Origin of the sequence: Streptomyces echinoruber (genome assembly GCF_014651135.1) — a bacterium.
GTDB classification, from domain to species: Bacteria; Actinomycetota; Actinomycetes; order Streptomycetales; family Streptomycetaceae; genus Streptomyces; species Streptomyces echinoruber.
Map to the genome: position 1 here is coordinate 67,831 of NZ_BMWH01000027.1, position 17,127 is coordinate 84,957.

Sequence of the window (17,127 nt, forward strand, 5' to 3'; positions counted from 1 at the left end):
CCCGTCATCCGAAGCGCGCGGCCAGGCGCCGGTAGAGGGCGGGGGCCGCACCGTGGATCCGGCCGGGCAGGCGCAGCCAGCCGGGGACGTACACCTCGTCGCGGCCGCGGGCAACCGCGTCCCACACGGCGTCGGCGACCCGCTCGGCGGGGACCGGGCGGGGCCGCGACCGGCGGTAGGGGGTGCCGCGCCGTTCGAAGAAGGGGGTGTCCACGACGCCCGGGACCACGTGGCTGACGCCGACGCCGGTGCCGCGCAGCTCGTAGCGCAGGGCGTCGGCGAAGGCGGCCAGCGCGGCCTTGGCGGCGGAGTAGACGGCCTCATCGCGCACGCCGACCGCGCCGGCCAGGGAGCCGATGACGACGACGCGCCCGCGGCCCTGCGCGACCATGTGGGGCAGGACGAGCCGGATCAGGTGCAGCGTGGAGCGCACGTCGACGTCGACGACCTCGTCGATGGCCGCGGGCGGCATGGAGGTGAAGGGCCCCGCCCAGCCGATGCCCGCGCCCGCCACCAGCAGGTCGACCCGGCCGAGGCGGGTGAGCGCGAAGTCGGCCAGCCGCCGTTCCGCGCCGGGGCGGCCGAGGTCGGCGGGGAAGGGGTGGGCGGGCAGACCCGCGGCGACGTCCTCCAGGCGCGTGCGGTCGCGCCCGTTGAGGACGAGTCGCCAGCCGCCCTCGGCGGCCAGCCGCCGCGCCACGGCCGCGCCGATGCCCGAGGAGGCGCCGGTGACCAGGGCCGTCCTGGTGCCGTCCGGCGCGGTCCGGTCCGCCGGCCGCGGCGGCACCGTCGTGAGGGCCCGCCGCGCACCGGCCGGCGGCGCGGCGGAGGACCGCGCGTGGGACGGGACGTGGGACATGGGCGACGCACCTCCGGGACCCGACGGGCGGCGACGCGCTCCCGGCGGGTGGGCGGGACCAGGCGGTCACGGAGTAACCCGGTGGCGGAGTCCCAAACGCGGCGGGAGAGTGTGCCGTCGTTTGCCCGGGGCCGTACGGGTTACTCGGGCGGCCGTGCTCGACGACCGCACCCGCCGCGCCGCGGCCGACGATGTCCTTTCCGCCTCCTCCCGCCCTTCCCGCGCCGCGGGTTCCCCCCGTCCTTCCCCCGCCGAGGGTCCCGACGGAGCCCGGACGCTGCTCGTGGTGAGCGCGAGCATGGGCTCCGGGCACGACACGGTGGCCGCCGAGCTGGCCCGCCGGGCCCGCGCCACCGGCCGGCGGGCCCATGTCGTGGACGTGCTGGAGCTGCTGCCGTACGGGCTGGGCGCGGGGCTGCGCCGCTCGTACCGGTCCTGGGTGCGCGACACGCCGTGGGTCTACGCCGGCGTCTACCGCGCGTTCCTGCGCCCCGGCCGCCGGCCGCGCCCCTCCGGCACCCCGCTGGCGCGGCTGGCGTCCGGGCGGCTGCTGGAACTGGTGGACGCCACCGGCGCCGACGTGGTGGTGCCCGTCTTCCACCTGGCCGCGCAGCTCACCGGCCACCTGCGGGCGCGGGGCGCGCTGCGGGTGCCCAGTCGCGTCGCCGTCGTCGACTTCGCCGTGCACCGGCAGTGGTTGCACCCCGGCAACGACCTCCACCTGTGCGTCTCCGCACCGGCGGCGGCCGAGGTGCGCCGGGCCACCGGGCGGCCGGCGGAGGCGACCGGGCCGGTCGTGGACCCGGCGTTCACGGTGGCGGGCCCCGGCGCCGAGCGGTGGCGGCGCGTGTGCGAGCGGCGGGGCCGGGGGCGTCCCGCGGTGCTGGTGTCGGCCGGCGCCTGGGGGGTCGGCTCGCACCTGCCGGCCACGGCCCGGCTACTGGCGGCGGACGGTTTCCTGCCGGTGGTGCTGTGCGGCGCCAACGAGGCGCTGCGGCGCCGGCTCGCGGCCGAGCCGGGTGTGCTGGCGCTGGGCTGGGTGTCCGACCTGCCGGATCTGATGCACGCCGCGCGAGCCCTGGTGGACAACGCCGCCGGGCAGACCGCCGTGCAGGCGCTGGCCGCCGGGCTGCCCGTGGTGGGGTACCGCCCGCTGCCCGGCCACGGCGCCGAGGGGGTGCGCCGGATGGCGGCCCTGGGGGTGTCCGAGCACGCCCCGGACGCGTCCGCCCTGTCGGCCTCCCTCGCGCGCCTGACGGCACCCGGACCCGAGCGCGAGCGGCGGGTCGCCGCGGGCCGAGCTCTCTTCCGCGCCGACGCACTGACCCGGGTGGTGCACGGGGTTCCCGCGACGAAAAAACTTGAGCCCTAAGATGTCAATTTTCCCGCGCGGTGGTATATAAGAAGTGAGGACGGAACGCGGCAGGAGCGAGCAGCAGAAGGAGGGATGCAGATGCTGATGCGTACGGATCCGTTCCGGGAGCTCGACCGGCTCGTCGACCAGGTCTGGGGCACGACGGCACGTCCGTCCGGCATGCCTCTGGACGCCTGGCGCGAGGGTGACACCTTCTTCGTGGAGATGGACCTGCCGGGCGTGACTCCGGAGTCGATCGACCTGGACGTCGAGCGCAACGTCCTGACCGTCAAGGCCGAACGCAAGCCGACGTACGGCGAGGGCACCGCGCCGGTGATCACCGAGCGGCCCACGGGCACGTTCACCCGGCAGCTGTTCCTCGGCGAGGCACTGGACACCGACCGCATCGAGGCCTCGTACGAGGCGGGTGTGCTGTCGCTGCGGATTCCGGTCGCCGAACAGGCCAAGCCGCGCAAGATCGAGATCGGTGGCGGCTCCCGCAAGGAGCTGAGCGGCTGACGGGGCCCGGGCCCAGCGCCCGGCGCCGCGTCGGCCCGGCAGGCCGCGCCGGACCCCGGCACCTCCGGGGATCCGGCGCGGCCTGCGCGCGTTCTCACCCGGCCCCTGCCCCGATCCCTCACCCGGTCCGTCACCCGGTCCGCGCGGGCGCCTCCCCGCGGGACGCCGGCTCCGGCGCCGTGCGCGCGTCCGCCGCCCGCCGGATCCGCCGCACGACCTCCTCCGGGCCGGGCACGGTGACGGCCAGGCGCGCCCAGGACGCCGGGGAGCCCAGCTCCACGCGGACGGCCGGCCCGCCGGCGCGTACGGCGACGAAGTCCCGGCCGCGCACATGGCGCCGCTCCCCCAGGCAGCGCCCCGGGCGCCACCGCCCCCGCCGCGGCGTGCCCCGCAGGCAGCGCCACCAGTCCGGCTCGACGTCCGCGCGCACCACCGCGGCCGACGGCACCCGGACCTCCCGGCGGCCGGCCGCGAGCCGCTCCCGCCAGGACAGCCGCAGCACCAGGTCGTCCCCGTCCACCACCAGCCGTGCCATGGGATGCCACCTCCTCACCTCGGGTTCCGGACTCCCGGCGGTAAGATTCTTGAGTCATCTCTTGTAAAGGTAGTTCGCCGCGAGTATGCATGGAACCGGTGTCCTGCTGTTCAGGGTTCCGCTCCGTGATCGGAAGGGAGGGTGACTCGTGCACGCCCTGGCGTGGCTGCTCATTCCCCTGGTGACGGGTATCGGCGCGAGCGTCTGGGGCTGGTGCGCCGGCCGGCCCCGCCGGTCCGACGTGTGGACGGACGTGGAGCGCTACGACCGGCTGCGGGCCGCGTTCACGCGTCCGGCGCCCTGACCCGCCCGAGCGCACCGCGGAGCGCGGGGCCGGGGCCGACCGGCCACCGGACCCCGCGCCGGCGGCCCCCGCCATCGCCGACCACGGCGGCGGCCGCCTTCCCACTCTCCCAGTGTTTCCGGCGACGGGCGCCCGCGCGGCACCGCCCGATTCCTCTTCCGCCCGGTTCCGCTTCCCCCCGGTACCGTTTCCCGCCCGGGCCGCTCCGTTCAGCGCAGCAGCAGCTGCAGTCCGCCGACGACGGTCGCCGCGAGCACCAGTTGCTCGAACAGCCGCTGGTCGATGCGGCGCACCGCCCACTTGCCGAACAGCGCGCCGGGGACGACGAACACCGCCAGCGCCGCGTCCAGCAGCAGCGACGGCCCGTCGATCAGACCGAGGCCGGCGCTGAAGGGCACCTTGGCGAGGTTGACGATCAGGAAGAAGAACGCCGAGGTGCCGAGGAAGCCCAGCTTGCGGAAGCCGGCCGACAGCAGGTACAGCGACATCACCGGACCGCCGGCGTTGGCGACCATGGTGGTGAAGCCGCCCAGGACGCCGTAGGACCGGGCCTTGATCCGCCCGGCGCGGGTGGTGACCGCGTCCGGGGCCCCGTCGTCCTCGTCCCGCCCGGCGGCGCGTCGGCGCCACACCGTCACCGCGGCCATCAGCAGCAGGATGGCGCCGATGGAGGTCCGCATGACGCCGTCGTCGGCCCACAGCAGGAACAGCGTGCCGGTGACGACGCCCGCGGCGACCGCCGGGAACAGCCGCCACAGGGTGGGCCAGTGGGCGTGTCGCCGGTAGGTGGCGACGGCGAGCAGGTCGCCGGCGATGAGGACCGGCAGCAGCACGCCGGTGGAGGCGCGGGCCGGCAGGACGGCCGCGAACACGGCCAGGCTGACGGTGTTGGCGCCGCTGACGGCGGTCTTGGAGAAGCCGACGAGCAGCGCCGCGAAGGCGAGCGCGGCGAAGTCCCAGCCGGTGAGGTGCCAGAGCGTGATCGTGTCCATGCGGGCACCGATGCTATGTCCGGACATCCCACCGGCGTAAGGACCGTCTCGCCAGGCGGCCTCCACCGACATGCCGACGTGCCGGTATGCCGACATATCGATGAAAGGGCGAGCCCGCCGACCAGTCACCCGCGGGGCCTGTGGGGCCCATGGAGGAACCGCGGGCCCCGCGGGGAACGTGAGGAACGTACGGACGGACGCGTCCGGCTAGTGCCGCTCGACCAGCACCGCGCTGCCCTGGCCGACGCCGACGCACATGGTGGCCAGCCCGCGCGCCGCTCCCGTGCGGCGCATGCGGTGCAGCAGGGTGGTGAGGATGCGGGCGCCGGAGCAGCCGAGCGGGTGGCCGAGGGCGATGGCGCCGCCGGTGGGGTTGACCAGCTCCGGGTCGATGCCGAGCTGGTCCACGCAGGCCAGGGCCTGGGCGGCGAACGCCTCGTTGAACTCGGCCTCCTCCACCTGGTCGAGCGACCAGCCGGCGCGGGCCAGCGCCTTGCGGGTGGCGGGCACCGGTCCGATGCCCATGACGTCGGGGTGGACGCCGGCCGAGGCGCCCGCGACGTAGCGGCCCATCGACTCCAGCCCCAGCTCGTTCAGGGCCTCCTCGCTGACCAGGAGGAGTCCGGCGGCGCCGTCGTTCATCGGGGAGGCGTTGCCCGCGGTGACCGTGCCGTCTGCGCGGAAGACCGGCTTCAGCCGCGCCAGCTTCTCGTAGGAGGTGTCCTCGCGGATGCATTCGTCGCGGTCGACGACCACGCCGTCGGGGCGCTCGACGGGCAGCAGTTCGGCGTCGAAGTGGCCCAGTTTGCGGGCCTCGGCGGCGCGCTGGTGGCTGCGCAGGGCGAACTCGTCCTGCCGCTCGCGCGGGATGCCGTACCGCCGGGCGACCTCCTCGGCGGTCTCCCCCATGGACAGTAGGCCGTGCAGTTCCTTCATCCGCGGGTTGACCAGGCGCCAGCCCAGGCGGGTGTCGAAGGTCTCCAGGCGGGGCGGCAGGCCCTCGTCGGGGCGGGGCAGCACGAAGGGGGCGCGGCTCATCGACTCCGAGCCGCCCGCGACGACGACGTCGGCCTCGCCGGCGGCGATGGCGCGGGCGGCGGTGGTGACCGCCTCCAGGCCGGAGGCGCACAGCCGGTTGACGGTGGCGCCGGGGACCGACTCCGGCAGGCCGGCCAGCAGGGCGGCCATGCGGGCGACGTTGCGGTTGTCCTCGCCGGCCTGGTTGGCGGCGCCCCAGTAGACGTCGTCGATGCGGGCCGGGTCGAGGGCGGGCACGTCGGCGACCAGCGCGCGGATCACGGCGGCGGCGAGGTCGTCGGGCCGTACCGACGACAGGGCTCCGCGCAGCTTGCCGATGGGGGTGCGGCGGGCGGCCGCGAAGTGGACGGGACGCACGGCAGGACTCCTCACCGACTCCACGGGTGGCCGGCTCCGGTGACGACCACCCGTTAATTATCAGTGCTAGTTTTAAACTATAGACCCCCGGACCGCTCCCTGGGAAGATCCCACCGTCGCACCCGCGGCCCGCCCGTCCGCCGTAGGAGACCCGAAGGAGACCGAGGAGCATGGCCGACGCCCGCGAGCACGTCCTTGCCGGAACCCGGGGCCCGCTCCACGTCCGCGAGTGGCCGCACGAGCGGCCGCGCTACCTCGCCCTGCTGGTGCACGGATACGGCGAGCACATCGGCCGCTACGAGGAGGTCGCCGGCGTCCTGCGGGAGCACGGCGCGGCCGTCCTCGGCCCGGACCACGCCGGCCACGGCCGCTCGGCGGGCGAGCGGGTGCTGGTCGAGGACTTCGAGGACCTCGTCACCGACGTGCACGCCGTCGCCGGCCTGGCCCGCGCCGCCCATCCCGGGGTGCCGCTGGTGATGGTCGGCCACTCCATGGGCGGGCTCGTCGCCGCCCGCCACGCCCAGCGCCACCGCGGCGCACTCGCCGCGCTCGTGCTATCCGGCCCGGTCATCGGCGCCTGGGAGCTGCCGCGGCGACTGCTCGCCCTCGACGAGATCCCCGACACGCCGATCAGCCCGGCCGCCCTCTCCCGGGACCCGGCGGTCGGCGCCGCGTACGCGGCGGATCCGCTGGTGTGGCACGGTCCGATGAAGCGGCCGACGGTGGAGGCCTTCGCCCGGACCCTGAGGACCGTGCGGGAGGGCGGCGACGTCGGCCCGCTGCCGGTGCTGTGGCTGCACGGCGACGACGACCGGCTGGTGCCGCTCGCCGGGAGCCGGGTGGGCGTGGAACGGCTCGGGGGCCGCCTGACCGAGCGGATCTACTCCGGTGCCCGGCACGAGGTGTTCCACGAGACCAACCGGGACGAGGTCTTCGCCGACCTGCTGCGGTTCCTGGACGGGGTGCTGCCCTGACCGGTACCGGTCGCACCGGTGGGTCGCACCAGTCGTACCGGTGGGTCGTACCGGTCGTACCGGTGGGTCGTACCGGTGCCCGCCCGCCGCGGCGCTTCCCGGCACTCCCCGGTCCTCCCCCACGGCCGGGGCGGGTGGCTCGGCCGCGCGGCCCCGGCGCCGGTCCGCCCGCCGCCCCACGACCCCGTTCACGTGCTGAGACGCCGATCACGGGGCGGCCGGGGAGGCGTTTGTGGAGGGGGCCCCTGGGCACCCGCCGCGTCATGGAGTGGTTGCGGAAAGCGGCCTGCGTGGGTGAGGACCCGGGGCTCTTCTTCCCCGTGGGCACGTCGGGTCCGGCCCTGCGCGACGTCGAGGCCGCCAAACGCGTCTGCGCCCGCTGCCCGGTGACCGTCGAGTGCCTGTCGTTCGCGATGAGCGGCGGCCGGAGCCCGGGGGTGTGGGGCGGCACCGGCGAGGAGGAACGCGCCGCACTGCTCCGGACCGCCAGAGACGACGCCAGAAGGAGTACCACGCCATGACCGTGGTGAAGAGCAACCTGCCCGAGCCGGCGCTCAGGATCACCGGGGCCGCCCTGCAGGAGACCCTGATCGACCTCCTCGGGCTCTCGCTGATCGGCAAGCAGGCGCACTGGAACATCGTCGGGCCCCGGTTCCGTTCGATCCACCTGCAGCTCGACGAGGTCGTCGCCGCCGCGCGCTCCTACGCCGACGACGTCGCCGAGCGCGCCGCGGCCCTGGGCGTGCCGCCGGACGGCCGTCCGGAGACCGTCGCCGCCGCGCACTCGCTGCCCGGCCCGAAGGAGGGCTGGGTCAAGGACGTCGACGTGGTGCAGCTGATGGTGGAGGCGCTGGACACGGCGATCCGCCGGCTGCGCGAGCGCATCGAGCAGACCGAGAAGGCCGACCCGGTCACCCAGGACATGCTGATCGGCATCACCGCGGAGCTGGAGAAGCAGCGGTGGATGTTCGAGGCGGAGAACCACCAGCCGGACGAGCGCTGACCGGCGGACCGCCCGTCGCCCGCGTCCGCGCGACCGCCCGTACCGACGAACCGACGAGCCGACGAGCCGACGAGAGGGGCCCGTGATGACCGATGCCCTCGACCTCGACGCGCTGTGGGAGGACTTCCACCGCGTGGTGAACATGACCTCGCAGGAGCTGGCGGACTGGCTGCGGGTCCGTGACGCCGACGAACGGACCGAGCCGCTGCCGGAGGAGGCGGGCACGCCCACCGGGAAGCACGTGCTGGCCATCCTGCAGAAGCGGCGCACGGACCTGACCGAGGACGACCTGCGGGTGATGCGCAAGGTCGTCGACACGGTCACCTCCGAGGCGGACCTGGAGAACGAGCCCGAGCCGGAGCGCACGGAGGAGGACACGCGCCGCCGGCACCGGCTGATGACGCTGGGCCACGACCCGCTGAAGGCGACCCGGTGAGCCGTGGCGAGCCCTGACGAGCCAGAGCCATGACGAGCCATGACGAGCCGTGACGAGCGCGTCCTGCGGGAGCTGCTGGACGCGCATGGGTGCACCTTCGCCGAGGAGGCCGGCATCACCCTGAGGGACACCCCGCAGCCGCTGTACCGGCTGCTGGTGCTGGCCGTGCTGCTCAGCGCCCGCATCCGCGGCTCCGTCGCCGTGGCCGCCGCCCGCGAGCTGCAGCGGGCCGGGCTGCGCGACCCGCGCCGGATGGCCGGCTCCGCCTGGCAGGAGCGGGTGGACGCGCTCGGCCGGGGCGGCTACCGGCGCTACGACGAACGCACGGCGACCCTGCTCGGCGACGGCGCCGAGCTGGTCCTGGACCGCTGGGGCGGCGACCTGCGCCGGCTGCGCGAGGAGGCCGGCGGGCAGCTCCCGCGGCTGCGCCGCCTGCTCCAGGAGGTCCCGGGCCTGGGCCCGGCCGGCGCCGGCATCTTCCTGCGGGAGGTGCAGCGCGTGTGGCCCGGCGTCGCTCCGTTCCTGGACCCCAAGGCGCTGTCCGGGGCGGAGCGGCTCGGGCTGCCGACCCGTCCCGAGCACCTGGTGAAGCTGGCCGGGGACGCCGAACCGGCCGTCCTGGCGGCCGCGCTGGTGCGCGCCGCGCTGGACCGGCGGACGGCCGAGGAGTGCCTCCGCCGCGCCGGCTGAGCCCTCCACCGCGCCGGGCCGGCCGCCGGCCCCCTCACCGCGCGACCCCTTCACCGCGCGCGGCCCCCTCACGCCGTACGGCTTTTCACCACGCGCCGCCCCACCCCATACGGCCTTCACCCCATACGGCCTTCACCGCGCACGGCGGCGCTCACGCCCCCGGCAGTCCCAGCACCCGCTCGATCGTGCGCAGCACCCCGTGGTCCCGATGGGACGGGGCGACGTACCGGGCCCGGCGGACGACCTCCGGGTGGGCGTTGGCCATGGCGAAGGACCAGTCGGCGGCGTCCAGCATCTCCAGGTCGTTGAGGTAGTCGCCGAAGACCATGGTCTGGGCCGGGGTGACGCCGAGGGCGCGCTGGAGGCGGCGCAGGGCGGCGCCCTTGGTGGCGGTGCGGTTCATCACGTCGACCCAGTGGGCGCCGGAGACGACGACCTGGTGGGTGCCGGCGAAGGGCGCGAGGGCGGGCGCGAGGGTGTGCTCGGCGGCGCCGAAGTCGAACAGCGCCACCTTGATGACCTCGTCGTCGACGGCGGTGGCGTCGGCGACGACGCGGTGCCGCACGTAGTAGGCGCGCACCTCGGACAGGAAGGCCTCGTCGGCGCGCTCCACGTACGCGGACCGCTTGCCGCACACCACCGCCCCCACGTCGGCGCCGTCGGCGGCCAGGCGGCGCACGGTGTGCACGACACGGGCCACGACGGCCGAATCCAGCGGGTCGGAGCTGAGTTCGACGCCGTCACGGACGACGTAGGTGCCGTTCTCCGCGATGAACACCATGCCCTGCCCCGCGTCGCCGAACTGGTGGGCCAGCGTGGCGTACTGGCGGCCGCTGGCGGGGCTGAACACCACGCCGCGGCGGCGCAGTTCGGCCAGCAGCGGCCACAGGTCCCCGGGGATCCGCCCGGCCTCGTCGAGCAGGGTGCCGTCCATGTCGGTGACGATCAGCCGGATGTCGGGGGCGGCGGACGGGCCGGGGACGGTGGCCGGGGGCGCGGAGGTCGAGAAGGTCATGTCCTGTTTCCTGTGCGGGGCTGCCTGCGCCGCCACCCTATCGATCATGCCCGCGGCGGCCCGGAGCGGCCCGGAGCGCGCGTTCTTCGGGGCAAATGCGCGTTCTCCGGGACAGGTTGATCACCGGGCGGCACAATGGCGGCGTCAGCGGCACGGGCGAGGAGAGGAAGAGACGTGAGCGACAGCCGTATCCCGCCGGGCGGGCCGGCGCAGCTGAACACCGCCGTGGCGCACAACGCGCGCGTGTGGAATTACTGGATCGGCGGCAAGGACAACTACGAGGTCGACCGGCAGGTCGGCGAGCACATCGCCGGCATGTTCCCGGTCGTCCGCGACATCGCCCGCGCCGACCGGGACTTCCTGCGGCGGGCGGTGCGGTTCCTGGCCGAGGAGCACGGGGTGCGGCAGTTCCTCGACATCGGCACCGGGCTGCCCACGGCGGACAACACCCACGAGGTCGCGCAGCGCGTCGCGCCCGAGTCGCGGATCGTCTACGTCGACAACGACCCCATCGTCCTGGTCCACGCCCGCACCCTGCTCACCGGTTCGCCCCGGGGCTCCACCGACTACGTCGACGCCGACGTGCGCGACCCGGACACCATCCTGCGCCGCGCCTCGGACACGCTGGACCTGAGCCGCCCGGTCGCGGTGATGATGCTGGGCATCCTCAACTTCGTCCTGGACACCGAGGAGGCGCGCGGCATCGTGCGCCGGATCATGGCCGCGGTGCCCTCCGGCAGCTTCCTGGTCCTCACCCACCCCACCCACGACGCCGCACTCGGCGGCGAGGGGCAGATCCCGGCCATGAAGTTCTGGAACGAGAACGCCACTCCCCCGATCACCGCCCGCTCCGGCGCCGGGATCGCAGCCTTCTTCGAGGGGCTGAAGCTGCTCGAACCGGGCCTGGTGTCCTGCGCGCAGTGGCGCGCCGAGCCGGGTGCCGCCCACGTCGTGCCGCAGTACGGCGGGGTCGCCGTCAAGCCCTGACCCGCCTCGCCCCGTCCCGTCCCGTCTCCCCCACCCCTGCCGCCGAGTGCACAGAAGCCCGTCGAGGAGGACGTATGACCACCCTTGCCGATCCCGTGCCCGGCGGGCGACCCGGTGACGTGGAGCGGGCCGCGGCGCTCAGCGCGGAGCTGTCGGGGCGGGGCGTGCACGGAGTCGTCCTCGCCTACGTCGACACCGCGGGCGTGACCCGGGTGAAGACGGTGCCGACGGCCAGGCTCGCGGACACGGCGGCGTGGGGCGTGGGCATGTCGCCGGTGTTCGACACCTTCCTGGCGAACGACGCGATCGTCACCACCGACGTCCTCGGCTCCCCGGACGGCGACCTGCGCCTCTTCCCCGACCTGGACCAGTTGACGGTGCTGGCGGGCCAGCCGGGCTGGGCGTGGGCGCCGGTGGACCGGATCACGCAGGAGGGCGAGCGGCACCCCGGCTGCTCCCGCACCGTGCTGCGCCGGATCGTCGCCGAGGCGGCCGAGCGGCACGGGATCACCTTCCGCGCGGGCATCGAGGTCGAGTGGTCGGTGGGGCAGGGCACCGCGCCCGGCGGGGCGTTCGTGCCCGCGACGACCGGCCCGGCCTACGGCGCGGTGCGGCAGGCGGAGCTGAGCGGGTACACCGCCGACCTGCTGGCGGCGCTCGCGGCGCAGGGCGTGGCGGTGGAGCAGATCCACCCCGAGTACGCGCCCGGCCAGTTCGAGGTGTCGGTGGGCGCGCTCGACCCGGTGGCGGCCGCCGACCGCAGCGTCCTGGTGCGGCAGACGATCCGCGCGGTGGCGCAGCGCCACGGGCTGCGGGTGTCGTTCGCGCCGGCGGTGTCCGGGCAGGGCGTCGGCAACGGCGGGCACCTGCACCTCTCCGCCTGGCGCGGCACCGCCAACCTGCACGCCGGCGGTGAGGGCCGGTACGGCATGACGGCCGCGGCCGAGTCGTTCGCGGCCGGGGTGCTGGCCCACCTGCCGGGCCTGACGGCCGTGACCGCGCCGAGCCCGGCCAGCTACCTGCGGCTGCGGCCGTCCCAGTGGGCCGGGGTCTTCACCTGCTGGGGCCGCGAGACGCGGGAGGCGGCGGTGCGGATCGTCACCGGCACCGCGGGCCGCCGCCACCGCGCGGCCAACCTGGAGGTGAAGCCGGTCGACCTGGCCGCCAACCCCTACCTCGCCCTGGCCTGCGTGATCGCCGCCGGCCTGGACGGCGTGTCCGGCTCGGCGCCGCTGCCCGAGGAGGTCACCGGCGACCCCGCCCGCCTCGGCCCCGAGGAGGCCGCGGCCCGGGGGGTGCGGCGGCTGCCGGTGTCGCTGGCGGAGGCGGTGGAGGAGTTCCGCGGCGACGAGGTGCTGCGCGCCGCGCTGGGCCCCGTCCTGGCCGACGCGGTCGTCGCCGTGCGCCTCGGCGAGGTCGCGGCCGTGCGGGGCCTGGACGACGAGCAGGTCGCGGCGGCCTACCGCTGGGTGTACTGAGATGCCCGGGCCGGTCCACGAGGCGCTCGACGCGCTGCCCCTGGTCGACCACCACTGCCACGGCGTGGTCACCGCCGACCTGACCCGCGGGGAGTTCGAGGCGCTGCTCACCGAGGGCGGCACCTGGCCCGGCAGCGGCGTCTCGCCGTTCGACACGCCCGTCGGCGTCGCCGTGCGCCGCCACTGCGCTCCCCTGCTGGACCTGCCCCGGCACGCCGGTCCGGAGGAATACCTGGCGCGGCGGGCCGAGTTGGGCGGCGGCGAGGTCGCCCGGCGCTTCCTGACCGCCGCGCGCACCGGGGTGTTCTGCGTCGACACCGGGTACGCGGCGCAGCGGCTCACGCCCCCGGCCGAGCTGGCCGCGGCGGCGGGCGGCACGGCGTACGAGGTGGTGCGGCTGGAGTCGGTCGCCGAGGAGGTCGCGGCGGGCGGGGTCGAGGCGGACGCGTACGGTGCCGCGTTCCGCGCCGCCGCCGAGCGGGCCGTACGGCGGCCCGGCGTGGTGGCGGTGAAATCGGTGGCCGCCTACCGCACCGGCTTCGACCTGGACCCGGCCCGCCCCGCGCCCGCGGAGGTCACCGGCGCCGCCCGGCGCTGGCTGGCGCGCGGCGGCCGCCTGGCCGACCCGGTGCTGATGCGGCACCTGCTGTGGACCGCCGTCGACCTCGGCCTGCCCCTGCAACTGCACACCGGGTTCGGGGACAGCGACATCCGCATGCACCGGGTGGACCCCACCCACCTCACCGACTGGCTGCACCTGACGGCCGGCACGATCCCGGTCCTGCTGCTGCACTGCTGGCCCTACCAGCGCCAGGCCGGGTACCTGGCCGCCGTGTTCGAGCAGGTGTACCTGGACGTCGGGCTCACGCTGCACCACGTGGGCCCGGCGCGGGCGCGGGCGGTGCTGGAGGAGGCGCTGGAGATCACTCCTTTCCGGAAACTGCTGTACAGCTCCGACGCGTTCGGGGTGGCCGAGTTCTTCTCCCTCGGGGCGCTGGCGTTCCGCCGGGGGCTCGCCGCCCTGCTGCAGGACCGGGTGGACGCCGACGAGCTGAGCCTGCCGGACGCGCTGCGCGTCGCCGCGTGGGCGGGGGCGGACAACGCCCGCCGTGTCTACCGGCTTTCCGGCGGCTGACGGGCGGTCCGCCGGGACCCCGACGGCGCGGGCGGCGCCCGTGCGGGACGTGGGCGGCGTACGTGCGGGGCGCGGGCGGCGTACGTGCGGGACGCGGGCGGCGTACGTGCGGGACGCGGGCGGCGTACGTGCGGGACGCGGGCGGCGTACGTGCGGGACGCGGGCGGCGTACGTGCGGGACGCGGGCGGCGTACGTGCGGGACGTGGGGCGGGTCACAGTTGATCCGGAACAGCGGCGCGGACGCCACGGGCCCTGAAAGTATGATCAAGCAATGTCTGACATGACCGAAACCACGCCCGGGTGGCTGAGCCCCGACGAGCTCGAGATGGCGCGTGCCCGCATGCCCATCCTGTACGTCGAGGCCGTGCCCGTACGCGTCGACGACAGCGGCGAAGTCACCAGCATCGGCCTGCTGCTGCGCATCGGGCCGGACGGCACGGTCAGCCGCACGCTCGTCTCCGGCCGGGTGATGCACCACGAACGCGTCCGCGACGCCCTGCTGCGCCACCTGGAGAAGGACCTCGGCCCGGTGGCGCTGCCGCGGGTGCCGGCCTCGCTGCAGCCGTTCACCGTCGCCGAGTACTTCCCCACGGCGGGCATCACGCCGTACCACGACCCGCGCCAGCACGCGGTGTCCCTGGCCTACATCGTTCCGGTGACCGGCGACTGCCGTCCCCGGCAGGACGCGCTCGACCTGGTGTGGTTCACCCCGCAGGAGGCGGCCTCCCCGGCGGTGCAAAGCGAGATGCCGGGCGGCCACGGCGTGCTGGTCAAGCAGGCCCTGGCCCACGTCGGCCTGGTGTTCTGACCCACGGCCCCCGTGGGGGCGCCGGTCCTGCTCTCTCTCCCGGGGGTTGCCGGAGGTTTCCGGGATTGCCGGGGCTCCTCGGGGTTTTCGGGGTTCCCCGGGACCTGGGTCCCCCGGACCTTCCGGGGCCGCTTCCCTGGGCAGGGCCCGGGGGGCGGCCCCGCGCGCGGGGCTCAGCGCGCGGCGCCGTTCAGCGTCCAGCGCGGCAGGCTGCCGGCCAGTCGGCAGGTGGCGAGGTACAGGGGTATCGGCGGGGTGTAGGGCGAGCCGGTTCCGGAGGCGTGGACCAGGCGCAGCGGGCCGGGGGCGGGCCGGGGCCGGGTGCGGGTCCAGGACGGGTCGGCGCAGTGGGCCCCGGTCACGTAGCCGGTGGACGGCGGCCAGACGACGCCGATGTCCGAGCCGGGCGGCACGAGCCACCACCAGCGCAGGTCGTCGGCGTAGACGCAGCCGGCGCGCGGCAGGCGGGCCAGGATGCGCTCACCGTGGTCGCGGGGCGTGCCCACCGCGTCGTAGCCGAGGTCGGCGGCGAGTCCGGCGGGCAGCACCAGGGTCCCGGGGAAGGAGCCGGGGGCGGCGGGGTGCCACGGAGCGGGGTCAGGGGTCGGGGGCCGGTCGTGCCGGTCGTGCGGTCGTTCCATGGTGGGACTGTCCTTCGGCCGAGTGGGGGGCGGCGGGCCGGGGCGGGCCCGCCGTCGGCTGGGATGGGGTGGCGAACGTGCGGCCCCCGTGGAGCGGTCGATTCCCGAAGGCGGGCCGGCCGGGGCCGTCGGGCCCGGGGAGTCGGCCGGGACGCCCGCCTCGGGACGGGCGTACGGAGCGCTCCGCCTCCCGCCCGTCGCGGGGGCCGCCGCGGCGGGTGTCCGCCGGTGACCGGTCCAGCGGCGGAAGGAGGGAGGGCGAAGCCATCGCCGAACGCCTTTCGTGTGCCGTCGCACGGTTGCGTGCGGGGGTCGCGCCGCCCGGCCGCAGCTCCGTCTCTCCCCCGGATGTGCTGCCGTGACCGGTTCCTTCAGCGGGCCGGGACGGTAGGGCTACTGTGGCACCCGTCAACAACACGCCGCAACCGGCAAGTTGAACCTCGCACGAGCGACGTGCACGCTGCCTGGACCATGACGCGCGAAGGGGTCGGCCCGACCTATGAGCAGACGGGCGAGCAGGGCATCCGCGACGAGGACATCGCCCGGTACGGGGCGGTCGCCCGCAAGCCGCGAACAGCCGTGAACAGCCGCGAGGGGCCGTACCGGAATGATCCGGTACGGCCCCTGAAGACGGTGTTCACCGTGTCGGGACGACAGGATTTGAACCTGCGACCCCTTGACCCCCAGTCAAGTGCGCTACCAAGCTGCGCCACGTCCCGATGCCCGTCTGACCTGGGGTTTCCCCGGTCGAACGTGCACAGTAACCATACCGCACTCGTCCCGGTGGTCGCGCACCCCTTTTCCCGGCCGGCCTGCCGGGCCGGCTTTCCGGCCGGTCCTCCCGGCCGCAAGGACCGGCCCCGGGATTACGTACCGGTTCACCGGGCGGGTCACCCGGCGGCGGTCGGCAGGCCGAGGTCAGGGTGGGCTTCCCTCAGGCGCGGCGGGGCGGCCTGGCGCCAGGAGTCGGCGAGGATGTCGCGCAGCTCGGTCTCGTCCTCCAGGGCGGCCAGCCGCACCCGGATCCAGGCGAACCCCGCCTCGTGGGCGGCGACCCAGAACTTCTCCGGCTCGGCCCGCACGAGCTCGTCGCGCTCCTCTTTGGGGCAGCGCACGGCCATGGACGTCTCGTCCTCCGGCAGGGTGGCGAACATCTTCCCCGCGACCCGGAAGGTGGGCATGCTCCACGCGGTCTTCTCGGTGGTGTCCGGCAGGGACAGGGCGATGCGGCGTACGTCTTCTGCGTCCGGCATGCACCGCACCGTAGCCGCTGCCACTGACATTGATCCTGATACTCAGGTTCCGGTGATCGTGGCCCAGCCACTGACTGACGCCCTGCTGGGTTGTCCCCTGCTGGGTTGTCCTCTGACTGTTCTGTCCGGTCGCCAGGACCTGTTCAGTCACCCGGTGGCCGCGGCGGCGCCCAGGTGCTTGTAGTAGAGCGTGGTGGGCCGCAGCGTGCCGGCCGGGTCGGCGGCGTAGTCCGGGATCACGCCGGCCCGAATCCAGCCGACCGAGCGGTAGAGGCGCTCGGCGGGGCTACCGGTCTCGGTGTCCAGGTGCAGCAGGGTGATGCCGGCCGCGGCGGCCGCGTCCTCGGCGGTGGCCGGCAGACGGCGGCCCAGACCCCGGCCGCGGGCTCGCCGGTGCACCATGAGCTTGACCAGTTCGGCGCGGTGGCGGCTGTTGGGCTTGTCGGGGAAGGCCAGGCTGACGGTGCCGACCGTCCGCTCCCCGTCGTGGGCGGCCCAGACGGCGAGCCGCCCGGCGGCCACCTGCGCGGCCCGCTCCCGCCACCAGGCGGCGGCCGCGTCGGGGGCGAGCGGGGCGAGGAAGCCGACCGAGGCGCCGCCCGCCACGGTGTCGGCCAGCAGCGCGGCCAGGTCCTCGGCGCGGGCGGCGAGCTCGTCGGCGTCCAGCGGGTGCACGGCCGCGGGCGCGGCCGTCTGCTCGTCTCTCACATCTCTCACGTCTCTCACGTCCGGGACGCTATCCCCGGCG

General features: G+C 75.4%; 20 protein-coding genes and 1 tRNA gene. 12 read left to right on the forward strand and 9 right to left on the reverse strand.

Annotated elements, in window-relative coordinates:
• Positions 1 to 4: 4 nt before the first annotated feature.
• On the reverse strand, positions 5 to 859 hold the full coding sequence (locus IE225_RS26085; RefSeq protein WP_190060059.1) for an SDR family NAD(P)-dependent oxidoreductase: 855 nt from the start codon (positions 857 to 859) through the stop codon (positions 5 to 7).
• A gap of 298 nt (positions 860 to 1,157) precedes the next feature.
• On the opposite strand from IE225_RS26085, the gene IE225_RS26090 reads away from it, so the two are divergent.
• Together IE225_RS26090 and IE225_RS26095 are read left to right on the forward strand one after the other, a co-directional pair.
• Positions 1,158 to 2,231, forward strand: coding sequence for an MGDG synthase family glycosyltransferase (locus IE225_RS26090; RefSeq protein ID WP_190060097.1), 1,074 nt, complete (start codon positions 1,158 to 1,160; stop codon positions 2,229 to 2,231).
• Between the two features lie 81 nt (positions 2,232 to 2,312).
• Positions 2,313 to 2,732, forward strand: a complete 420-nt coding sequence (locus IE225_RS26095; RefSeq protein ID WP_190060060.1) for an Hsp20/alpha crystallin family protein — start codon at positions 2,313 to 2,315, stop codon at positions 2,730 to 2,732.
• Positions 2,733 to 2,862: 130 nt separating this feature from the next.
• Here IE225_RS26095 and IE225_RS26100 read toward each other — a convergent pair whose 3' ends face one another.
• On the reverse strand, positions 2,863 to 3,267 hold the full coding sequence (locus IE225_RS26100; protein ID WP_229880042.1) for a hypothetical protein: 405 nt from the start codon (positions 3,265 to 3,267) through the stop codon (positions 2,863 to 2,865).
• Between the two features lie 148 nt (positions 3,268 to 3,415).
• Here IE225_RS26100 and IE225_RS26105 point away from each other — a divergent pair, with 148 nt between their 5' ends.
• Complete coding sequence (locus IE225_RS26105) at positions 3,416 to 3,571, forward strand: hypothetical protein (RefSeq protein ID WP_190060061.1); 156 nt, start codon at positions 3,416 to 3,418, stop codon at positions 3,569 to 3,571.
• Positions 3,572 to 3,780: 209 nt separating this feature from the next.
• Here the strand turns inward: IE225_RS26105 and IE225_RS26110 are convergent, their stop codons facing one another.
• Together IE225_RS26110 and IE225_RS26115 are read right to left on the reverse strand one after the other, a co-directional pair.
• Complete coding sequence (locus tag IE225_RS26110) at positions 3,781 to 4,563, reverse strand: sulfite exporter TauE/SafE family protein (protein WP_190060062.1); 783 nt, start codon at positions 4,561 to 4,563, stop codon at positions 3,781 to 3,783.
• Positions 4,564 to 4,770: 207 nt separating this feature from the next.
• Complete coding sequence (locus tag IE225_RS26115; RefSeq protein ID WP_190060063.1) at positions 4,771 to 5,958, reverse strand: thiolase family protein; 1,188 nt, start codon at positions 5,956 to 5,958, stop codon at positions 4,771 to 4,773.
• Positions 5,959 to 6,128: 170 nt separating this feature from the next.
• Between IE225_RS26115 and IE225_RS26120 the strand changes: the two genes are divergently transcribed.
• The 5 genes from IE225_RS26120 (at position 6,129) to IE225_RS26140 (ending at position 9,061) form a co-directional block, all read left to right on the forward strand.
• On the forward strand, positions 6,129 to 6,932 hold the full coding sequence (locus tag IE225_RS26120) for an alpha/beta hydrolase (RefSeq protein ID WP_190060064.1): 804 nt from the start codon (positions 6,129 to 6,131) through the stop codon (positions 6,930 to 6,932).
• A 263-nt stretch (positions 6,933 to 7,195) separates the two neighbouring features.
• Positions 7,196 to 7,453 (forward strand): WhiB family transcriptional regulator, encoded by a 258-nt coding sequence (locus IE225_RS26125; protein WP_190060065.1) that lies wholly within the window; start codon positions 7,196 to 7,198, stop codon positions 7,451 to 7,453.
• Complete coding sequence (locus IE225_RS26130) at positions 7,450 to 7,935, forward strand: Dps family protein (protein WP_190060066.1); 486 nt, start codon at positions 7,450 to 7,452, stop codon at positions 7,933 to 7,935. Before IE225_RS26125 ends, IE225_RS26130 begins: the two co-directional genes overlap by 4 nt.
• An 85-nt stretch (positions 7,936 to 8,020) precedes the next feature.
• A complete protein-coding gene (locus IE225_RS26135; RefSeq protein WP_190060067.1) occupies positions 8,021 to 8,371 on the forward strand; it encodes a DUF3140 domain-containing protein in 351 nt (116 codons plus the stop codon).
• A gap of 39 nt (positions 8,372 to 8,410) precedes the next feature.
• Positions 8,411 to 9,061 carry an endonuclease gene (locus tag IE225_RS26140; protein WP_190060068.1) on the forward strand — a complete coding sequence of 217 codons (651 nt, stop codon included), beginning with the start codon at positions 8,411 to 8,413 and terminating at the stop codon, positions 9,059 to 9,061.
• A 151-nt stretch (positions 9,062 to 9,212) separates the two neighbouring features.
• On the opposite strand, the gene IE225_RS26145 is transcribed toward IE225_RS26140, so the two are convergent.
• Positions 9,213 to 10,076, reverse strand: coding sequence for a Cof-type HAD-IIB family hydrolase (locus tag IE225_RS26145; protein WP_190060069.1), 864 nt, complete (start codon positions 10,074 to 10,076; stop codon positions 9,213 to 9,215).
• Positions 10,077 to 10,250: 174 nt separating this feature from the next.
• On the opposite strand from IE225_RS26145, the gene IE225_RS26150 reads away from it, so the two are divergent.
• From IE225_RS26150 to IE225_RS26165, 4 genes are all read left to right on the forward strand, one after another.
• Positions 10,251 to 11,063, forward strand: coding sequence for an SAM-dependent methyltransferase (locus tag IE225_RS26150; RefSeq protein ID WP_190060070.1), 813 nt, complete (start codon positions 10,251 to 10,253; stop codon positions 11,061 to 11,063).
• A gap of 74 nt (positions 11,064 to 11,137) precedes the next feature.
• The gene (locus tag IE225_RS26155; protein ID WP_190060071.1) at positions 11,138 to 12,541 is read left to right on the forward strand and encodes a glutamine synthetase family protein; all 1,404 of its coding nucleotides are present in this window, start codon (positions 11,138 to 11,140) and stop codon (positions 12,539 to 12,541) included.
• A 1-nt stretch (position 12,542) separates the two neighbouring features.
• Positions 12,543 to 13,676, forward strand: coding sequence for an amidohydrolase family protein (locus IE225_RS26160; protein ID WP_190060072.1), 1,134 nt, complete (start codon positions 12,543 to 12,545; stop codon positions 13,674 to 13,676).
• A 281-nt stretch (positions 13,677 to 13,957) separates the two neighbouring features.
• Positions 13,958 to 14,485 (forward strand): NUDIX hydrolase family protein, encoded by a 528-nt coding sequence (locus IE225_RS26165; protein WP_190060098.1) that lies wholly within the window; start codon positions 13,958 to 13,960, stop codon positions 14,483 to 14,485.
• 173 nt (positions 14,486 to 14,658) lie between these two features.
• Here the strand turns inward: IE225_RS26165 and IE225_RS26170 are convergent, their stop codons facing one another.
• From IE225_RS26170 to IE225_RS26185, 4 genes are all read right to left on the reverse strand, one after another.
• Positions 14,659 to 15,126: a hypothetical protein gene (locus tag IE225_RS26170; RefSeq protein ID WP_190060073.1), complete on the reverse strand. Its 468-nt coding sequence runs from the start codon at positions 15,124 to 15,126 to the stop codon at positions 14,659 to 14,661.
• A gap of 645 nt (positions 15,127 to 15,771) precedes the next feature.
• Positions 15,772 to 15,845, reverse strand: a tRNA-Pro gene (locus IE225_RS26175).
• 171 nt (positions 15,846 to 16,016) lie between these two features.
• Positions 16,017 to 16,379, reverse strand: a complete 363-nt coding sequence (locus tag IE225_RS26180; protein WP_229880043.1) for an MmcQ/YjbR family DNA-binding protein — start codon at positions 16,377 to 16,379, stop codon at positions 16,017 to 16,019.
• A gap of 147 nt (positions 16,380 to 16,526) precedes the next feature.
• Positions 16,527 to 17,054, reverse strand: coding sequence for a GNAT family N-acetyltransferase (locus IE225_RS26185; RefSeq protein WP_190060099.1), 528 nt, complete (start codon positions 17,052 to 17,054; stop codon positions 16,527 to 16,529).
• Positions 17,055 to 17,127: the final 73 nt, after the last annotated feature.

Excerpts from the sequence above, each read along its gene's own strand:
- IE225_RS26130 (WP_190060066.1), top strand. The coding sequence starts at position 7,450 with ATGACCGTGGTGAAGAGCAACCTGCCCGAGCCGGCGCTCAGGATCACC.
- IE225_RS26120 (WP_190060064.1), top strand. The coding sequence starts at position 6,129 with ATGGCCGACGCCCGCGAGCACGTCCTTGCCGGAACCCGGGGCCCGCTC.
- IE225_RS26085 (WP_190060059.1), bottom strand. The coding sequence starts at position 859 with ATGTCCCACGTCCCGTCCCACGCGCGGTCCTCCGCCGCGCCGCCGGCC.
- IE225_RS26170 (WP_190060073.1), bottom strand. The coding sequence starts at position 15,126 with ATGGAACGACCGCACGACCGGCACGACCGGCCCCCGACCCCTGACCCC.
- IE225_RS26155 (WP_190060071.1), top strand. The coding sequence starts at position 11,138 with ATGACCACCCTTGCCGATCCCGTGCCCGGCGGGCGACCCGGTGACGTG.
- IE225_RS26135 (WP_190060067.1), top strand. The coding sequence starts at position 8,021 with ATGACCGATGCCCTCGACCTCGACGCGCTGTGGGAGGACTTCCACCGC.
- IE225_RS26090 (WP_190060097.1), top strand. The coding sequence starts at position 1,158 with ATGGGCTCCGGGCACGACACGGTGGCCGCCGAGCTGGCCCGCCGGGCC.
- IE225_RS26095 (WP_190060060.1), top strand. The coding sequence starts at position 2,313 with ATGCTGATGCGTACGGATCCGTTCCGGGAGCTCGACCGGCTCGTCGAC.
- IE225_RS26180 (WP_229880043.1), bottom strand. The coding sequence starts at position 16,379 with ATGCCGGACGCAGAAGACGTACGCCGCATCGCCCTGTCCCTGCCGGAC.
- IE225_RS26160 (WP_190060072.1), top strand. The coding sequence starts at position 12,543 with ATGCCCGGGCCGGTCCACGAGGCGCTCGACGCGCTGCCCCTGGTCGAC.
- IE225_RS26100 (WP_229880042.1), bottom strand. The coding sequence starts at position 3,267 with ATGGCACGGCTGGTGGTGGACGGGGACGACCTGGTGCTGCGGCTGTCC.
- IE225_RS26165 (WP_190060098.1), top strand. The coding sequence starts at position 13,958 with ATGACCGAAACCACGCCCGGGTGGCTGAGCCCCGACGAGCTCGAGATG.
- IE225_RS26140 (WP_190060068.1), top strand. The coding sequence starts at position 8,411 with ATGACGAGCCGTGACGAGCGCGTCCTGCGGGAGCTGCTGGACGCGCAT.
- IE225_RS26125 (WP_190060065.1), top strand. The coding sequence starts at position 7,196 with ATGGAGTGGTTGCGGAAAGCGGCCTGCGTGGGTGAGGACCCGGGGCTC.
- IE225_RS26145 (WP_190060069.1), bottom strand. The coding sequence starts at position 10,076 with ATGACCTTCTCGACCTCCGCGCCCCCGGCCACCGTCCCCGGCCCGTCC.
- IE225_RS26110 (WP_190060062.1), bottom strand. The coding sequence starts at position 4,563 with ATGGACACGATCACGCTCTGGCACCTCACCGGCTGGGACTTCGCCGCG.